Origin of the sequence: Aeromonas sp. QDB23 (genome assembly GCF_027707745.1) — a bacterium.
Taxonomy (GTDB): Bacteria; Pseudomonadota; Gammaproteobacteria; order Enterobacterales; family Aeromonadaceae; genus Aeromonas; species Aeromonas allosaccharophila.
Window position 1 is genome coordinate 1 of record NZ_JAPCJA010000044.1, and the last position, 16,458, is coordinate 16,458.

Here is a 16,458-nt window from a genome sequence, read left to right on the forward strand (position 1 = left end):
GGGTATTAGCTGGTCAAGGATGGCGATCATACCTCAGAAGCCGCGCCACGCCTCGCTCATATGAGGGGATGGTTAAGGGTTACAACACCAGATAAGTAAAACCTCACGTTCATAAAAATATGAATATTAAGAAATATTGGTGGAAGGGATACTATGAAAATAAAGCATCTATCAAAATTCATTGTGAGTAGCATGTTTAGCGCCTTGATGGTGGTGCCAACCATGTCACAAGCACAGGAGGTTCCCGCCCGTTTTTATCTTAAAAGCCTCGCGGGTGGTAATGCTGTACCGGTTATTTACAAGAACATTTCAGGTAACACCAATCCATTCGATTTTGCTCATACAGTAACACCGGGTGCCAGTTTTGAAGCATCAATGGCGCTTACAGGTTATGCCAAGACGCTCTCAATCATGGAGCGCTCTGCTTTAGTTGCGTTCATTGTGCCTATGGGCAGAATATCAGGTGATGTCAATATTGGCGGCAATACGATCCACCAGTCTGCGAAAGGGTTTGGTGACCCTATGATCGAATTTGATATCAACCTGATTGGGCCTAAAGCCCAGACAGACCTTCCTGCTGCTCTGCGTTATGAGCCAGGATTTTCGATGGATGTCCTGGTCGATCTGGGATTGCCCATCGGTGAGTATGATAGCGACAAGCCACTGAACTTGGGACAAAATCGCTGGTATGGCCGTATCGGCTTCCCCATGACCTGGCAAATAGGTTCTTGGGTTCCAGGCCAGAGAACAACATTTGAATTACTTCCTGCGGCATGGGTCTTTGGCAAGAATGATGACTTTATGGGTAAGTCACTGGAAACAGATCCTATGTACAGGCTCGATGCTCATCTTACCCGTGATTTCAATGACCGCTTGTGGGGATCACTTGATCTTTCATTATACAATGGTGCCAAGGCATCAATAGATGGTGTTGATGGCGACAAGATGAGTAGTACCGCTGTCGGGCTGACGCTGGGTTACAATCTTGATGACAATATGAGTCTGACCGTCGGTTATATGTCAACAATCAATGATAATGCACCAGCGGAAATGAGTATGGATAGTTTCATGATATCCTTCATTTATGGCTGGCATCCATTGGTTGAAGGCTCGAAACGACTCGGCCATGGCATGTGAAGTAATTGCATGATGGAATATGGTTATATTTTCTGGCAAGACCATTCTACAGTAAATATGGCCCTGTTCTTCATGCTCAACACTCATCGTTTCACTGAGTTTGAGTTACGCCTATGTATTCCAAAGAGATCGACCCGCCATTATCACTACCGCGACTTCCGGCTGGAAATTATTACGCCTTTCATACAATGGTTAAGCCTAGCGGTGCTCAATGTAATCAAGATTGTGCTTATTGCTTTTATTTGCACAAAGAAGATTTATTGAAACAGGATAAGGTGCCACGTATGAGTGAGCCACTATTGGAGGCTCACATACGCCAATATTTGGCCGCTCAGACTGGACCTGTTGCCGTCTTCACTTGGCAAGGGGGAGAGCCGACACTGATGGGGTTGGAATTCTTCCAGCGAGTTGTGGAATTACAAGCGCGCTATGCTCGTGCAGATCAACGAGTAGAAAATGATCTACAAACCAATGGTGCATTACTGACGGCTGAGTGGTGTGATTTTCTCAAGCGACACAACTTTGTTGTCGGTCTGTCAATTGATGGACCTGCAGAATTGCATAATACCTATCGTTATAGCAAGGGTGGCAAGCCTACATTTGACAGAGTGATGCATGCAGTAGAATTATTACACCAGTATGAGATTCAATTTAATGCACTCTGTGTGGTTAATTGCAAGAATGCCAAACAGCCACTGTCCGTTTATACATTTATACGGGATGAGGTCAGGCCTGCGGTCATTCAATTTTTACCCGCAGTTGAACCCGCCAACTTTAAAAATACGGCACCCGGTTATTGGGATGTCACCAAGCTGCCAATGACGGGGACTAACCAGGCTAAACCGGGTCACTCTGACTCGATTGTCACAGATTGGTCCGTCAGTCCCGAAGATTGGGGGCATTTTCTGACAGAAATCTGGGATGTCTGGTTTTCACACGATTTTGGCTCGGTATTTGTAGATCAATTTGAGAATGTGATTAGTCAAATGCTGGGTAAAGGAGCCCAGTCCTGTGTCAGCGGGCAAATTTGTGGAAAAGCAATTGCCATTGAACACGATGGTGATGTGTATAGTTGTGATCGTTTTGTATACCCAGAATATCGACTGGGAAATATATTACATGTTCATGAAGGCGAAATGGCATTTTCTAACCGCCAAAAAGAGTTTGCGTATGCCAAGCACAAGTCACTGACACAATACTGCAAAGTCTGCTCATATTTGAAATTATGCTGGGGGGAATGCCCCAAAAATCGTTTTGTCAAGACTCCTGAGGGCGAAGCTGGGCTGAATTATCTTTGTCCAGGGCTAAAGATCTTTTATAAAAAAGCGTTGACGGACCTACCTGTTATCTTAAGAAGGCTGAATTTCAGGTGAATAATTTGGTAATAGGGAGGTTATCAAAATGACAAGTTATCATAAGTGGCGCGGTTCACGTATTTTCACCAAGTCGGTGTGGCTAGTGCTACTATCTTGTTGCGCTTCACCCCAAATTGGTTATGCAAATGAACGCCCTAAAGTATGCTTGGCGTTGAGTGGTGGTGGGGCTCGAGGCGCAGCTCATATAGGTATTCTAAAACGGCTTGAAGAGTTAAAAATTCCTGTTGATTGTATTGCCGGTACCAGTATGGGGTCTATTGTTGGCGGCCTTTATGCATCTGGTAAAACAGCCGATGAGATTGAAAAAGCACTCGGTGCAATGGACTGGGAATATATTTTCAATGATGACCCTGCACGACAAGATCTGCCACTTCGCCGTAAGCAGGAAGAGCGGCTTTATTTGATTGATGCCAGGCCGGGTGTGACCGACAAGGGGGAACTTAAATTTCCGACAGGTGCCATACAAGGACAGAAATTTTCACTGGTCTTGAGAGAGCTCACATTACCCGTTAGTACCATTACGGACTTTGATAAATTACCTATTCCATTTAGAGCCATCGCCACAGATATAGGTGATGGCAGTGAAGTCATCATAGCTAAAGGAGATCTGGCTACCGCGATGCGCGCAAGCATGGCAGTTCCCGGTGCTTTTGCTGCGGTGCAGCAAGATAACCACTTACTGGTTGATAGCGGCTTGACTAATAACCTTCCTGTTGATGTTGTTCGTAGCATGGGGGCTGATATAGTTATTGCGGTTGACATTAGCTCGCCATATATGCCAGCAGATCAAGTGACAGATATGTTTGCCATTACCGTTCAGATGACATCGATTATGACGCGGACTAATGCTGATCGGCAAATTGCCTCCTTGCATCAACAAGATATTCTCATTGTACCTGCACTTGGTGATATCGGAAGTGGCGATTTTGATAAAACAAATGATGCCATGAAAATAGGGTATAAAAGTGCTGTTCAGGTAAATAAAAAACTTGAGGCGCTCAGTTTATCTGAATCCGCATACAATGATATGCTGATGTCAAGAAATCACCCGGAGAAAAGTGAACCAGTCATCAACTTTATCAGAATAAAAAACAATGCTAACGCCGATGATCAAATTATTGCAAAACGAATTAATCAAGCAATTGGTAAACCACTGGATCGGGAAGTATTGGAGCAAGACATTGGCGCCGTATATGGCCTTGGTCTATTTCAGTCGGTGAGTTATGACGTCATCGAAGAGGACGGTAAAAAAGGGCTGGAGGTGGATGCCAAAGCGAAAAGTTGGGGTCCTAACTATATGCAGTTTGGCGTGGAGCTCTCTAGTTCAGTGCAGAAGGATGATAGCTACAATTTGGCACTTTCTTACCAACGTACCGATATAAACTCCTTGGGGGGTGAGCTGCGTGGTGGTGTCCAGTTCGGGAATGAACCTAAAATTGGTGCGGAGTGGTTCCAACCATTTGATATGCAAGGATTATATTTCTGGCAGACAGGTGCCTCTTACGGATCTTATGATGTCGGTATCTATGACGATGAGGGTAATCATCTTGCTATTTACCAAGTGACAGAAGCGAAAATGGATGCCGCGTTGGGCAGAGAATTCCCGCGTTATGGTGATCTTCGGATTGGCTATCGCTATCGCACGGGCGATGGAGAGTTAAGTACGGGAACGCCTGGTTGGGATTCATTTAATTATGATACCGCACAGCTCTATACCCGATTCTCGGTTGACAGACTCGATAATCTTAATTTCCCCACATCTGGCTGGTTTAGCCTGGTTGAGTATGCCAAGGCCGACCCATCATGGGGTAGTGATAGTCAGTTTGATCAAGCGATGGCAAGTGCTGCTATATACAAGACGGTTTATGGTGGTCATGTGCTTGGATTAGCAGGTACGGCGATGACAACGATCGATGGCACTGCGCCGATCCAGGATTTATATCGCTTTGGCGGATTCCTGAATTTATCTGGTTATACAGAAAACTCTCTTTCTGGCCAGCAGGCCGGGGTGATATCAGGGGTCTACTATCATCAGTTCAAAATAATACCATTGCTTTCATGGTATTTAGGGACAACCATCGAATATGGTGGTGTATGGGAAAGTAAAAATGACTTTGGTTCAAATTCAGAATGGGCCGGGAGTGTTTTTTTAGGGGCGAACACACCACTCGGACCCGTTTATCTTGGCTATGGTTATGGGGAGAGTAATAACAACACAATATTCTTTTATTTAGGCAGGCCATTATTTTACTAGTGCTACGTGTTTCATTCAATAAGCAATAGGAATGCATATGAAAAACACCAAGATCGCTATTTTACTTTCGACATTACTGCTGGCAGCATGTGCCGGTTCCGGACCATCCGGTTCAACACCTGCTGAGGTGCCTCGCTCGGGTTATTTGGGTGATTATTCTGTGTTAACCAAGGCGCCTGGTGACTATCAAGGTGAAGCGTTACGCTGGATCAACCCGGAAATGGTTAAGGGCAAGTATAAAAAGATCATTATTCACCCCGTTGTCTTCTACCCGAAACCGAAAGAAGGGACTCAAGTCAAGCAGGAGAATCTTGACAAAATATCCGACTATTTAACCCAGAAACTCAGTCAGGAGATCAGCAAGAGTTATGAATTAACCAATACCCCTGGCGCAGACACGCTGGACTATAAACTTGCCGTCACCGGTGTTGCGACGACGGTTGAGGGACTCAAAGCTTATGAGGTTGTCCCTGTCGCATTAGTATTGGCCGGTGCTTCAACCGCGCTGGGGTATCGCGACAAAGTAGTGACAATTTCTGTTGAAGGTATGCTGACAGACTCAATGACCCATGAAGTCATGGCAAAGGGATTGCGTCAGGGGGTCGGTGAAACACTCGCAGATGATCAACAGCAGTTAGTAGTTGAACATGTTAAAGCATTATTTGATGAGTGGGTGATGATGGCTACCACATTGGCATCTCAGTTACGCTAATAAATTGTGACATTCAGGGCCCAGGAATATTTTAAATTTCCTGGGCCCTGTATTTTATGTCCATTTGACCATGGTGAAGCCAGCTTCTTCGATTTGCTATTTTTACCATGCGTCGACTATTTATCGTGTCCGGACGGTTCGTTCGTCGCGAGGCCTGATTGCTCTCTGGCTATTTTCAGCGCAGCGTTAATGTCGGGGATAGATGTGAAAAAACCGCCAGTTGGCGGTTTCACTTAATTCGGTAGGTCCCTATTTCAGGGACTTCTTCAGCTTCTTGATCTTGCCTTCGTGCTTGGCAATTTTCTCAAGGCGTGCGGCGATCTTCTTCTTGATATCTTTCTTGCTTGCTTTGGCCATCGTTGGCGCTCCTTTGCAGTGGTGACACACGAGGTGCCAGGGGGGGGCTCTTCCTTCGACATCCCAGAGTGCCACATGGCCACCCTGTAAACCAGCACTCCGTTGCATTAATAGCCAACCCGCGGTGGCCGGTTGCCTCATAAAGGTGGTGCGCAGATCTATCCGCTCGCTGGCAAGGCGGGTGCAGCTCGACGCTGTGGCAGCTATGTGGTCACGTCCATCACACCGGGTGAGGGGTGAGCCAGCGCAGCAGTTGTTGGCCCACCTGCGGGCTGCCGAGCAGGGCCATATGACTGGTGCGATAGATAATCAGGGTATGGGCGGGCAGAAAGGCCAGCTGATGACGCGCCTCGCTGTGCTGGCCGAGGGCGCTGCGCAGGGGCACCAGTCCATCGCCAATCAATCGGTCGGCCAGTAAGCTGCGCTTGGCGGCAGTGGTCGCGGCGATGGCATAGCAGTTGACGCCGCAGGGGAGGGGAAGCGGCTCGCGGGGATCACGCATGGGCACGGCGGGATCGGGTGGTGCGAGCGTCTCGATCACCTTGCCGTGGCGCAGATCCTTGATACCCGTGCTGCGCAACCGTGTCAGTCTGACAAAAGGTTCCGTGTAGGCGCTGGCGGGCAGCAACTGTTCCAGCCAGTGCCCGGCGTGTTCCAGCGGTGCGCCATGGTGTGGTGTGCCGAGAAAGATCAGGTTGGCAAGGTGCACAGGCCAGATGAGCCCGTCCACGCAGGCATGGTGGCAGGCGCTGCGGGCAACCAGTCCCCCCATGCTGTAGCCCATTATCGTTATCTCTTTGAGGTCTCCCGGCCAGTGGGTGAGCAGCTGCTCCAGCAACAGGGCCAGTGTCTGCCCGTTTTGTGCAATGGGCAGTCCCGAGTTATAGCGCACGTAAAGAGGCTGATAACCAAGCGCGTTGGCAAGTTGCTCCCCATGGTTGACCGGTTCACCCTGATAAAGGGTCTGCCACTGCAGATCGTTCATGCACAGGCCATGCACCATCAACAGCACCCGTCCCTCGCGGGGCAGATCTGTCGGCATGGCCTGCCAGTCGAGAGGCGCTCCCTGATAGCGCAGGGTCATGGGGGTGGCGAGGGCGTTATGGCTCTCGACCAGTGCGTCCCCCATCACGCCGTTGAGGGTGGCGATCAGTGCCGCGCGTTTGGGCGTCTCGGGAATATGGTGCAGTGGCGGGGTCGGCGGCAGCCGGGTCAGCAACCCGTTGATGCCGCTGCCGAGGGTATTGGCCGCGCCGTGAACCCCCTTGTAGACCAGCCCGGTGATCCCGGATGTCTTCCCCTCATCCCGCCCCTTGATCCCCATACCGCTGAGCACAGCCTGATGTACCGCTTCGGTGATCTCTACCGCAGCGGGCAGCGCCAGGGTCAGCAGTTGCGCCAGCTCACGGATATCCGAGATATGCCAGGAGGAGGGGGACTTTTCTGTGGTGTCGGTCATGGGAACGCCTTGTGGAAGTCCATCGAAAAGGGGCCGCCTGGGGGCGGCATATCAACCAGCTTGCGCGGTTTGGCACGGGTTTACCAGTACCAGAGAGTGTGATCCTGGAGCAAAAGGGGCTGATGATAGACCCTTGCGAAGCCGGTCACGGTAACGACGGGGAAAATCACCTCTACTGCGTCACATGATGTGCTGAGAGGAGGATAAGGATGTCGCTGTTTGATGAGGTTCGGGTACAGGAACTGTGTGCAAAGTTGCTCGATAGCCAGAACGAGAAGGGCTGCTCCCTTGAGAGCAGGCATGGCCGAGAGTTGAAGGAGCTGTTGCAAGCGGTGGGCGGAGTCGAATCAGTTGGGCGCAGTGCCCGTCATATATTGACCGAGGCGGGGCGGACTTATCTGGCTGGACAGCTGGCGCAGGTGGTGCCCTCCGAGCCGGACAAGCGTGAGCAGCTGCAACGCCTGGGTGTGAATTTGCCAGCACGGCTCAATCAGGCCTGCTTTCATGCACTCTGGCATGGGGACAGCAAGCATTCGCGCAGTGAATGCCCGGATCCACAGCTGGCGGATTTGTCGCTCACGCAGGATGAGGTGATTCGCATCCGAACCCTCGAACCGCTCTCGCTGGTCGATCGGCACGGTCAGCAGCACGATATGACGGCGGTGATGGCCCTGCTGGGGGAGTTGGCGTTGCCGGAGCGGACATTGACAACGTTGGCGGCCATCGGCTGGCAAGGGGATCGCGTGATTACGGTGGAGAACAAGGGGGCCTTTGTCGACTACCCGCTGCAACCCGGGCAACTGCTGCTCTTTGCCCCCGGTCGCAATACCACCCTGGCCAAACGGCTGATCCCGCTGTTGCCTGCGGGCGTGCAGTGGGCCCATTTCGGCGATCTCGATCAACGGGGTATCGACATTGCCATCGAGCTGGCGCGTGAGCTGCAGCGTCCTGCCATGCTTTGGCTCCCCAGTGAGCTGCTGCCTTATCTGGATCACTACGCCCGTCCGGTGCGCACCTTTGCGACGGACAGTGGCAAGGTGCCCTGGCGTGTGATGAAGCAGGCTGATCAGGGCGATGGTCATGGCACGCCGACAGGCGTTCCCTGGCTCGATGAACTGGTGACGAAGGGAGCTTGGCTGGAGCAGGAGGTGTTGATCCTGGCTGCGCGCTGGCAGTGCTGGCCATTGCCCATCGCGGGCAGTTGAATCCAAAAGGGGCATTATCATAATGATAACGGCCAGCGCGGTTATATCATTTCAGCCCCTGAAACTGACCTTTGATGATAATTCTCACCGACGTAGGGATATTGCCTCTGGTTATTATCACTCGGCTATTTTATGGCTTGGCTGATCCGCTCACCTTTTTATGGAATAAATCGCTGAAATAGCCGCCGCTTTTGTGCTCTGCATCACACACTTTCGCCATTTATTAATATCTTCCTGCATTTTTTTAGTTTGGCACGCTTATTGATTGCCTTACATCGACGCTAACCGATGAGCTCACCCACAACCGGGATGCTGGTGACATCGTGAGTGAAAGGGGAGCTATCCATATCTCATCCAATGATTGGGGCGAACGATGAAAGCAGTTAACGAATTAATCAAAGAGATCAGAGCACTCAAATCCAACCTGCATGAAAAAGATTTTCTGCTGACCTGGGAGCAAACTCCTCAGGAGCTGGAGCTGGTATTGAAACTGGCCGAATCCCTCAAGACCCTGCGCGCCGAAAATATCTCTACCAAACTGTTTAATAGCGGGCTCGGTATCTCGGTTTTCCGCGATAACTCCACCCGAACCCGCTTCTCTTATGCCTCTGCGCTGAACCTACTCGGTCTGGCCCAGCAGGATCTGGATGAGGGCAAATCCCAGATCGCCCACGGCGAGACCGTCCGTGAAACTGCCAACATGGTCTCCTTCTGCGCCGATGCCATCGGCATCCGTGACGACATGTTCCTCGGGGCCGGTAACGCCTATATGCGTGAAGTGGGCGCGGCACTGGATGAAGGGTTCGAGAAGGGCGTGCTGCCCCAGCGTCCGGCACTGGTCAACCTGCAGTGCGACATTGATCACCCGACTCAGTCGATGGCTGATCTCGCCTGGTTGCAGGAGCACTTCGGCAGCCTGGAGAGCCTCAAGGGCAAGAAGATTGCCATGACCTGGGCCTACTCCCCGAGCTACGGCAAGCCGCTCTCCGTTCCGCAGGGCATCATAGGTCTGATGACCCGCTTTGGCATGGACGTGACCCTGGCCCATCCGGAAGGGTATGACCTGATCCCGGACGTGATCGAAGTGGCCAAAGAGAACGCCAAGGCCTCCGGCGGTAGCTTCCGTCAGGTCACCTCCATGGAAGAGGCGTTCAAGGATGCCGATATCGTCTATCCGAAGTCCTGGGCTCCCTACAAGGTGATGGAGCAGCGCACCGAGTTGCTGCGCGCCAATGACCACGCTGGCCTCAAAGATCTGGAGAAACACTGTCTGGAGCAGAACGCCAAGCACAAGGATTGGCACTGCACCGAGGAGATGATGAAGCTCACCAAGGGTGGCGAAGCGCTCTATATGCACTGCCTGCCCGCCGATATTTCTGGCGTCTCCTGCAAAGAGGGCGAAGTGACCGAAGGGGTATTCGAGAAATACCGTATCGCCACTTACAAAGAGGCGAGCTGGAAGCCCTATATTATCGCCGCCATGATCATGGCCCGTAAATTCTCCGCCCCGGCAGAAACCCTGGAGAATCTGATTAAAGAGGCGCAAAAGCGGGTGAAATAAATAACGGCAGGGCAGGGTGAATATTCATCCTGCCCACGCTGTCGAATCCATTATTTCGAGTTTTCTCCCCGTGGTATCTGAATAACGGATCTCCCGGCGAGGCTGCTCTTTGTCAGGTAACGCCTAGTGAGGTAAGCATGTCCCAATTTTCGCTGAAGATGGATATTGCCGATAACCGCTTTTTTACCGCCGAGCCATCACCGCTGTTTTCCCGTGTTGAAGCACAAAAGGCTCGCGCTTTTCATAAAAAACTGGCCGGTTATGAGCCGACCCCATTGTGCGACCTGAAAGATCTGGCCGCCTATATCGGGGTGAAAAATATATTGGTCAAGGACGAGTCAAAGCGCTTTGGCCTCAATGCCTTCAAGATGCTGGGTGGTGTTTATGCCATCGCCAACCTGCTCTGTGAAAAATACGGGGTGGCCATCGAGGATTTCTCCTTCGATCTCATCAAACGCACCATCAAGGAGCCGATGACCTTCGCCACCACCACGGATGGCAACCACGGTCGCGGTGTTGCCTGGGCCGCCAAGCAGGTGGGTCAGCATGCGGTGGTCTACATGCCCAAGGGCTCTGCCCAGGAGCGGGTGGATCACATCCTCAACCTCGGTGCCGAGTGCATCGTCACTGACATGAACTATGACGATACCGTGCGCCTGACCATGAAGATGGCCGAAGAGCGCGGCTGGCACATCGTGCAAGACACCGCCTGGGAGGGTTACACCAAGATCCCGACCTGGATCATGCAGGGTTACTCCACTCTGGCCGACGAAGCGGTCGAGCAGATGCAGGCCATGGGCATCAAGCAGCCGACCCACGTGCTGCTGCAGGCTGGCGTAGGTGCGCTGGCGGGCGGGGTGCTCGGCTATCTGGTGGACTGCTTCGGGGCGAAAAACCTGCACAGCATAGTCGTCGAGCCGGATCAGGCCGACTGCATCTACCGCTCCGGTGTGGCGGGGGAGATGGTCAACGTAGGCGGCGACATGCGCACCATCATGGCCGGTCTCGCCTGCGGTGAACCCAATCCGCTCGGCTGGCCTCTGCTCAGAAGCTGCACCACCCAGTTCATCTCCTGCCACGACAAGGTGTCGGCGCTGGGTATGCGGGTGCTGGGCAACCCCCTTGGCAATGATCCCCGCATCATCTCCGGCGAATCCGGCTCGGTCGGTACCGGCGTGCTGGCGGCGGTGCGTCACCACCCGGATCGCGCGGCGCTGATGGAACGTCTGGGGCTAAGTCGCGACTCCGTGGTGCTGATCATCAACACCGAAGGGGACACCGATGTGACCCACTATCGGGAAGTGGTGTGGGAAGGCAAACACCCGGCCTGCGAGTAACTCCGGCTGCGAGTAAGCAACCACGAATCAAAGAATTGATCGCGCCTCGCTAACGGGGGCGCGGTAACGGGCACAGGGCGCTGCCGATGAACAGGCCGCGCACTCTCAGTTGTTATGGAGAATCACAATGAGCAAGCAAATTCCGTTTGAAATGGTGTTGGAGAAGGCCTACCAGTACAAAGCCGAGATGAGTCAGTTCCTGCGCGACATGATCGCCATCCCGAGCGAGAGCTGCGATGAAGAGCGCGTGGTGCTGCGCATCAAGCAGGAGATGGAGAAGGTTGGTTTTGACAAGGTCGAGATCGACCCCATGGGCAACGTGCTGGGCTATATCGGCCACGGTCCGCACCTGATCGCCATGGATGCCCATATCGATACCGTCGGTGTCGGTAACCGCGCCAACTGGACCTTCGACCCCTATGAGGGGATGGAAGATCACGAGATCATCGGTGGTCGCGGTGCCTCCGATCAGGAAGGGGGCATGGCCTCCATGGTTTATGCCGGCAAGATCATCAAGGATCTGGGACTGGAAGACGAGTACACCCTGCTGGTGACCGGCACCGTGCAGGAAGAGGATTGCGACGGTCTCTGCTGGCAGTACATCATCGAGCAGAGCAAGATCCGCCCCGAGTTCGTGGTCAGTACCGAACCGACCGACTGCCAGATCTACCGTGGTCAACGCGGTCGCATGGAGATCCGCGTCGAGGTGCAGGGCGTCAGCTGCCACGGCTCTGCGCCGGAGCGCGGTGACAACGCCATCTTCAAGATGGGCCCGATCCTCGGCGAATTGCAGGCGCTGAGCCACAACCTTGGCAATGACGACTTCCTCGGCAAGGGCACCCTGACGGTCTCCGAGATCTTCTTCACTTCGCCAAGCCGCTGCGCCGTGGCCGACAGCTGCGCCGTCTCCATCGACCGCCGTCTGACCTGGGGCGAGACCTGGCAAGGCGCGCTGGACGAGATCCGTGCCCTGCCTGCGGTGCAAGCTGCCGGTGCCGAGGTCTCCATGTATCAGTACGACCGTCCGGCCTATACCGGTCTGGTCTACCCGACCGAGTGCTACTTCCCGACCTGGAAGGTGGAAGAGGATCACATCACCGTCAAGACCCTCTCCAAGGCGTACACTCAGCTGTTCAACAAGGCGCCAGTGGTGGACAAGTGGACCTTCTCGACCAACGGGGTCTCTATCATGGGTCGCCACGGCATTCCGGTCATCGGTTTTGGTCCGGGTAAAGAGCCGGAAGCCCATGCGCCGAACGAGAAGACCTGGAAAGAGCATCTGGTCAAGTGCGCCGCCATGTACGCCGTGATCCCCATGCTCTATCTGGCCGAGCTGGACAAGTAAGGGGTCTGCCGGGCGGTGACTGCCATCGCCGTCCGGCTGTTGCAAGTGTGGCAAGTGCCCCGTCTGTGTTAAGGCGGGGCCTTGCTGTTTGAAGCGATATGATGTTCGAGGTGGTGGGGATGAAACGGCTGATCAAGAATGGCGTGCTGGTCGATGCACAGGGTGAATATCGTCAGGATCTGCTGATCGAGAACGGGGTGATCCGTGCCCGTGCCGCCGATATCCAGCCCGATGGCGAAACCGAGCTGATCGATGCCAGCGGCTGTTACGTGATGCCGGGCGGTATCGACGTCCACACCCACTTCAACATCGATGTCGGGATTGCACGCAGTTGCGATGACTTTTTCAGCGGTACCCGTGCCGCCGCCTGTGGTGGCACCACCACCATCGTCGATCATATGGGATTTGGCCCGGCGGGGTGCAATCTGCATCACCAGCTGGCCCGCTATCACGATTACGCCGCCGATCAGGCGGTGATCGACTACAGCTTTCACGGCGTGATCCAGCATGTGGATGACGCCATCCTCCACGAAATGTCCGCCATGGTGCAGGAGGAGGGGATCAGCAGCTTCAAGCTCTACCTCACCTACCAGTACAAGCTGGGGGACCACGACGTGCTGCGCGCCCTGGCCCGCCTCAAAGAGGTGGGGGCGCTCGCCACCGTCCATCCCGAGAACGATGCCGCCATCGCGGCGCGCCGTGCGGCCCTGCTGGCCGCGGGTCACCATGAGCCCTGGTATCACCCGCAGAGCCGCCCGCTGGAGTGCGAAGCCGAAGCGGTGGCCCGGATGATCAATCTGGCGGGGCTTGCTGGCAATGCGCCGCTCTATATCGTTCACCTTTCAAACGGACTGGGGCTGGAGTATCTGAAGCTGGCGCGTCGTCAGGGTCAGCCGGTCTGGGTGGAGACCTGCCCGCAATATCTGCTGCTCGATGACAGCTGCTACTACCGGGAGAACGGGGTCGACTTCCTGTTGAGCCCGCCGCTGCGCGGGCGCAGCGAACTCGACAAACTCTGGGTCGGCGTCGCTGCGGGTGACATCGACACGGTGGCGACCGATCACTGCAACTTCTCCCACGCCCAGCGCATGACCCTCTCGGGCGGCGACTTCAGCCTCTGCCCCAACGGCTTGCCCGGGGTCGAGAACCGGATGCTGCTGCTGTTTGCCCACGGGGTGCTCGGCGGGCGCATCTCGCCGTCGCGCTTCGTGGCCCTCACCAGCGCCAATTCGGCGCGCCTGTTTGGCCTCTGGCCGCGCAAGGGCAACTTGCAACCCAGGGCCGACGCCGATCTGGTACTGATGGATCCCCGTGGCGAGACCCAGATCCGCCATGCCGCGCTGCATGACAACGGCGACTACACCCCCTATGAGGGGATGCGCTGTCCCGGCCAGATCAGGATGACCCTCAGTCGCGGCGAGATAGTCGCCCGCGACGGCGAATTTACCGGGCAACGGGGGCATGGACGCTTTTTGGCGCGTGCACCCTTTGATCCACTGCTGGGCGAAGCGGTCAGAGAACAACCATCAGCACAGCGATAGACAGAACAACCGAGCCGGTATGACACCGGCCTACCCTTATCATCGGAGAGCACAAGATGAAACAGCGTATCGTACTGGCCCTGGGGGGCAACGCTCTGGGCAACAACCTGCCCGAGCAGATGAAGGCGGTGCAGAGCACGGCGCACACCATCGCCGACCTGATCGCCCAGGGGCACGAGGTGGTGGTCACCCACGGCAACGGGCCGCAGGTGGGGATGATCCAGCAGGCGTTCGAAGTGGCGGCCCGCCACGAGCCAAAATCCCCCCATCTGCCGATGTCGGTCTGTGTGGCCCTGAGTCAGGGCTACATCGGTTATGACCTGCAAAACGCCCTGCGCGAAGCCCTGCTGGAGCGTGGCATCCACAAGCCGGTCGCCACGCTGGTGACGCAAGTGGAGGTGGATAAAAATGATCCCGCCTTCCAGGACCCCAGCAAGCCCATCGGCGGCTTCTTCAGCAAGGAGGAGGCCGAGGCGCTGATGGCCAAGGGCGAGCGGCTCAAAGAGGACGCCGGTCGCGGCTATCGCCGGGTAGTGGCCTCTCCCAAACCCGTCGACATCATCGAGAAGGAGACCGTCTCCGCCATGCTGGCCGCCGGTCAGGTGGTGATCACCGTCGGTGGCGGCGGCATTCCGGTGCTGCGCGAGGGCAATCACCTGCGCGGCGCCAGCGCGGTGATCGACAAGGATTGGGCCAGTGCCAAGCTGGCGGAGCTGATTGATGCCGATATGCTGATCATCCTCACCGCGGTGGAGAAGGTCGCCATCAACTTCGGCAAGCCAGATGTGCAGTGGCTCGATACCCTGAGCGTGGCCGATGCCAACAGCTTTATCGCCCAGGGGCAGTTTGCCAAAGGCTCCATGTTGCCCAAGGTGGAGGCGGCGCTCTCGTTCGCCACATCCTTGCCCGGGCGCAAATCCCTGATCACCCTACTGGAGAAGGCAGCCGAGGGGATCGCAGGCAAGACCGGGACCGTGATCAGTTTGTAGCGTGTTGCGTGATGACGGGTTGATAGACAGGGGGCCTTGGCCCCCTGCTGCTTTTGGCTCGGGCGTTGCCGTGGCTGAGGTCGATTTGCTCACAGGCAATTTGCCCATAGGCTATTCGCCCGTAGGGAATGGGCAGCCCGCCAGCACAGGGGTAAGATAGCCACCCCGATAAGGGTTGGCCCATCGGAACAAGAGGCGAAAGTCAGAGCAATGCGTGGTGAGAGATGAGTGGAAAGATCAATATGGCGGCGCTGGGGGGGTTAGTCCTGCTCACCGCCATCTGGAGTTACAGCTGGATCGTGATGAAGCAGGTGATGCTCTACGCGGGGGCCTTCGAGTTCACCGCCCTGCGCTGCCTGTGCGGATCCCTGGTGTTGTTGCTGGTGCTGGCCCTGCGTGGGCGCCGTTATCTCAAGCCCACCCCGTTTCGCTATACCCTGGCCATCGCCCTGTTCCAGACCTGCGGCATGGTGGGGTTGGCCCAGTGGGCGCTGATCAGCGGCGGGGCGGGCAAGGTGGCCATTTTGAGTTACACCATGCCGTTCTGGGTGGTGATCTTCGCGGCGCTCTTTCTCGGTGAGCGGATGCGCAAGCTGCACTATCTGGCGGTCGGGGTGGCGGCCTGCGGGTTGCTGCTGGTGATCCAGCCCTGGCAGTTGCACCTTGAATCCCTCAAGAGTGCGCTGTTGGCAATCCTCTCCGGCATCTGCTGGGGGATCAGCGCCATCATCGCCAAGCGGATGTATGCCCGCCACCCCGGGGTGGATCTGATGTCCCTCACCACCTGGCAGATGATCTACGCAACCATAGTGATGGCACTGGTGGCGGCGCTGGTGCCGGAGCGCCCCATCGACTGGCAACCCTATGTGATGGGAGCGCTGGCCTATAGCGCCATCTTCGCCACCGCCATCGCCTGGAGTCTCTGGCTGTTTGTGTTGAAAAAACTGCCAGCGGGGATCGCCAGCCTCAGCACCCTAGCGGTGCCGGTGACCGGTGTGCTGCTCTCCTGGTGGCTGCTTGGGGAAAACCCGGGGTCGGTGGAGGGGAGCGGCATCGCCCTTATCGTGCTGGCGCTGTTGGTGATTAGCCGCAAGGGCAAGCGCTCCGTGGTATCGGTGGCGGGGGATACCCGTATCAAGCACGGCTGAGTGGTGACTGGGCTGCCAGTGGCACGATAAATGGCAC

The 16,458-nt window shown here is 55.2% G+C and carries 12 protein-coding genes; 11 read left to right on the forward strand and 1 reads right to left on the reverse strand.

Translation table 11 applies throughout. The annotated features are described in order from the left end of the window. Positions 1 to 153: 153 nt before the first annotated feature. From PG888_RS16850 to PG888_RS16865, 4 genes are all read left to right on the forward strand, one after another. Complete coding sequence (locus tag PG888_RS16850) at positions 154 to 1,137, forward strand: transporter (RefSeq protein ID WP_182939627.1); 984 nt, start codon at positions 154 to 156, stop codon at positions 1,135 to 1,137. A gap of 113 nt (positions 1,138 to 1,250) precedes the next feature. Next, entirely contained in the window at positions 1,251 to 2,510 is a 1,260-nt protein-coding gene (locus tag PG888_RS16855; RefSeq protein ID WP_182939628.1) for an anaerobic sulfatase maturase, read from the forward strand. 28 nt (positions 2,511 to 2,538) lie between these two features. Further along, positions 2,539 to 4,767: a patatin-like phospholipase family protein gene (locus PG888_RS16860; RefSeq protein ID WP_270693865.1), complete on the forward strand. Its 2,229-nt coding sequence runs from the start codon at positions 2,539 to 2,541 to the stop codon at positions 4,765 to 4,767. A gap of 37 nt (positions 4,768 to 4,804) precedes the next feature. Beyond that, positions 4,805 to 5,479, forward strand: coding sequence for a DUF3313 domain-containing protein (locus tag PG888_RS16865; RefSeq protein WP_270693866.1), 675 nt, complete (start codon positions 4,805 to 4,807; stop codon positions 5,477 to 5,479). Between the two features lie 577 nt (positions 5,480 to 6,056). On the opposite strand, the gene PG888_RS16870 is transcribed toward PG888_RS16865, so the two are convergent. Further along, positions 6,057 to 7,295: an esterase/lipase family protein gene (locus PG888_RS16870; protein ID WP_182939632.1), complete on the reverse strand. Its 1,239-nt coding sequence runs from the start codon at positions 7,293 to 7,295 to the stop codon at positions 6,057 to 6,059. A 209-nt stretch (positions 7,296 to 7,504) separates the two neighbouring features. Between PG888_RS16870 and PG888_RS16875 the strand changes: the two genes are divergently transcribed. The 7 genes from PG888_RS16875 (at position 7,505) to PG888_RS16905 (ending at position 16,421) form a co-directional block, all read left to right on the forward strand. Further along, the gene (locus tag PG888_RS16875) at positions 7,505 to 8,500 is read left to right on the forward strand and encodes a Wadjet anti-phage system protein JetD domain-containing protein (RefSeq protein WP_270693868.1); all 996 of its coding nucleotides are present in this window, start codon (positions 7,505 to 7,507) and stop codon (positions 8,498 to 8,500) included. A gap of 373 nt (positions 8,501 to 8,873) precedes the next feature. Further along, complete coding sequence (gene ygeW / locus PG888_RS16880) at positions 8,874 to 10,061, forward strand: knotted carbamoyltransferase YgeW (RefSeq protein ID WP_182939634.1); 1,188 nt, start codon at positions 8,874 to 8,876, stop codon at positions 10,059 to 10,061. 137 nt (positions 10,062 to 10,198) lie between these two features. Beyond that, positions 10,199 to 11,398 carry a diaminopropionate ammonia-lyase gene (gene dpaL, locus PG888_RS16885; RefSeq protein ID WP_182939635.1) on the forward strand — a complete coding sequence of 400 codons (1,200 nt, stop codon included), beginning with the start codon at positions 10,199 to 10,201 and terminating at the stop codon, positions 11,396 to 11,398. 127 nt (positions 11,399 to 11,525) lie between these two features. Then, a complete protein-coding gene (locus tag PG888_RS16890; protein ID WP_182939636.1) occupies positions 11,526 to 12,743 on the forward strand; it encodes a YgeY family selenium metabolism-linked hydrolase in 1,218 nt (405 codons plus the stop codon). Between the two features lie 119 nt (positions 12,744 to 12,862). After that, positions 12,863 to 14,284: a dihydropyrimidinase gene (gene hydA, locus PG888_RS16895; RefSeq protein ID WP_182939637.1), complete on the forward strand. Its 1,422-nt coding sequence runs from the start codon at positions 12,863 to 12,865 to the stop codon at positions 14,282 to 14,284. A gap of 56 nt (positions 14,285 to 14,340) precedes the next feature. After that, a complete protein-coding gene (gene arcC, locus PG888_RS16900; RefSeq protein ID WP_182939638.1) occupies positions 14,341 to 15,273 on the forward strand; it encodes a carbamate kinase in 933 nt (310 codons plus the stop codon). Positions 15,274 to 15,497: 224 nt separating this feature from the next. Further along, a complete protein-coding gene (locus tag PG888_RS16905) occupies positions 15,498 to 16,421 on the forward strand; it encodes a DMT family transporter (protein WP_182939639.1) in 924 nt (307 codons plus the stop codon). Positions 16,422 to 16,458 lie beyond the last annotated feature (37 nt).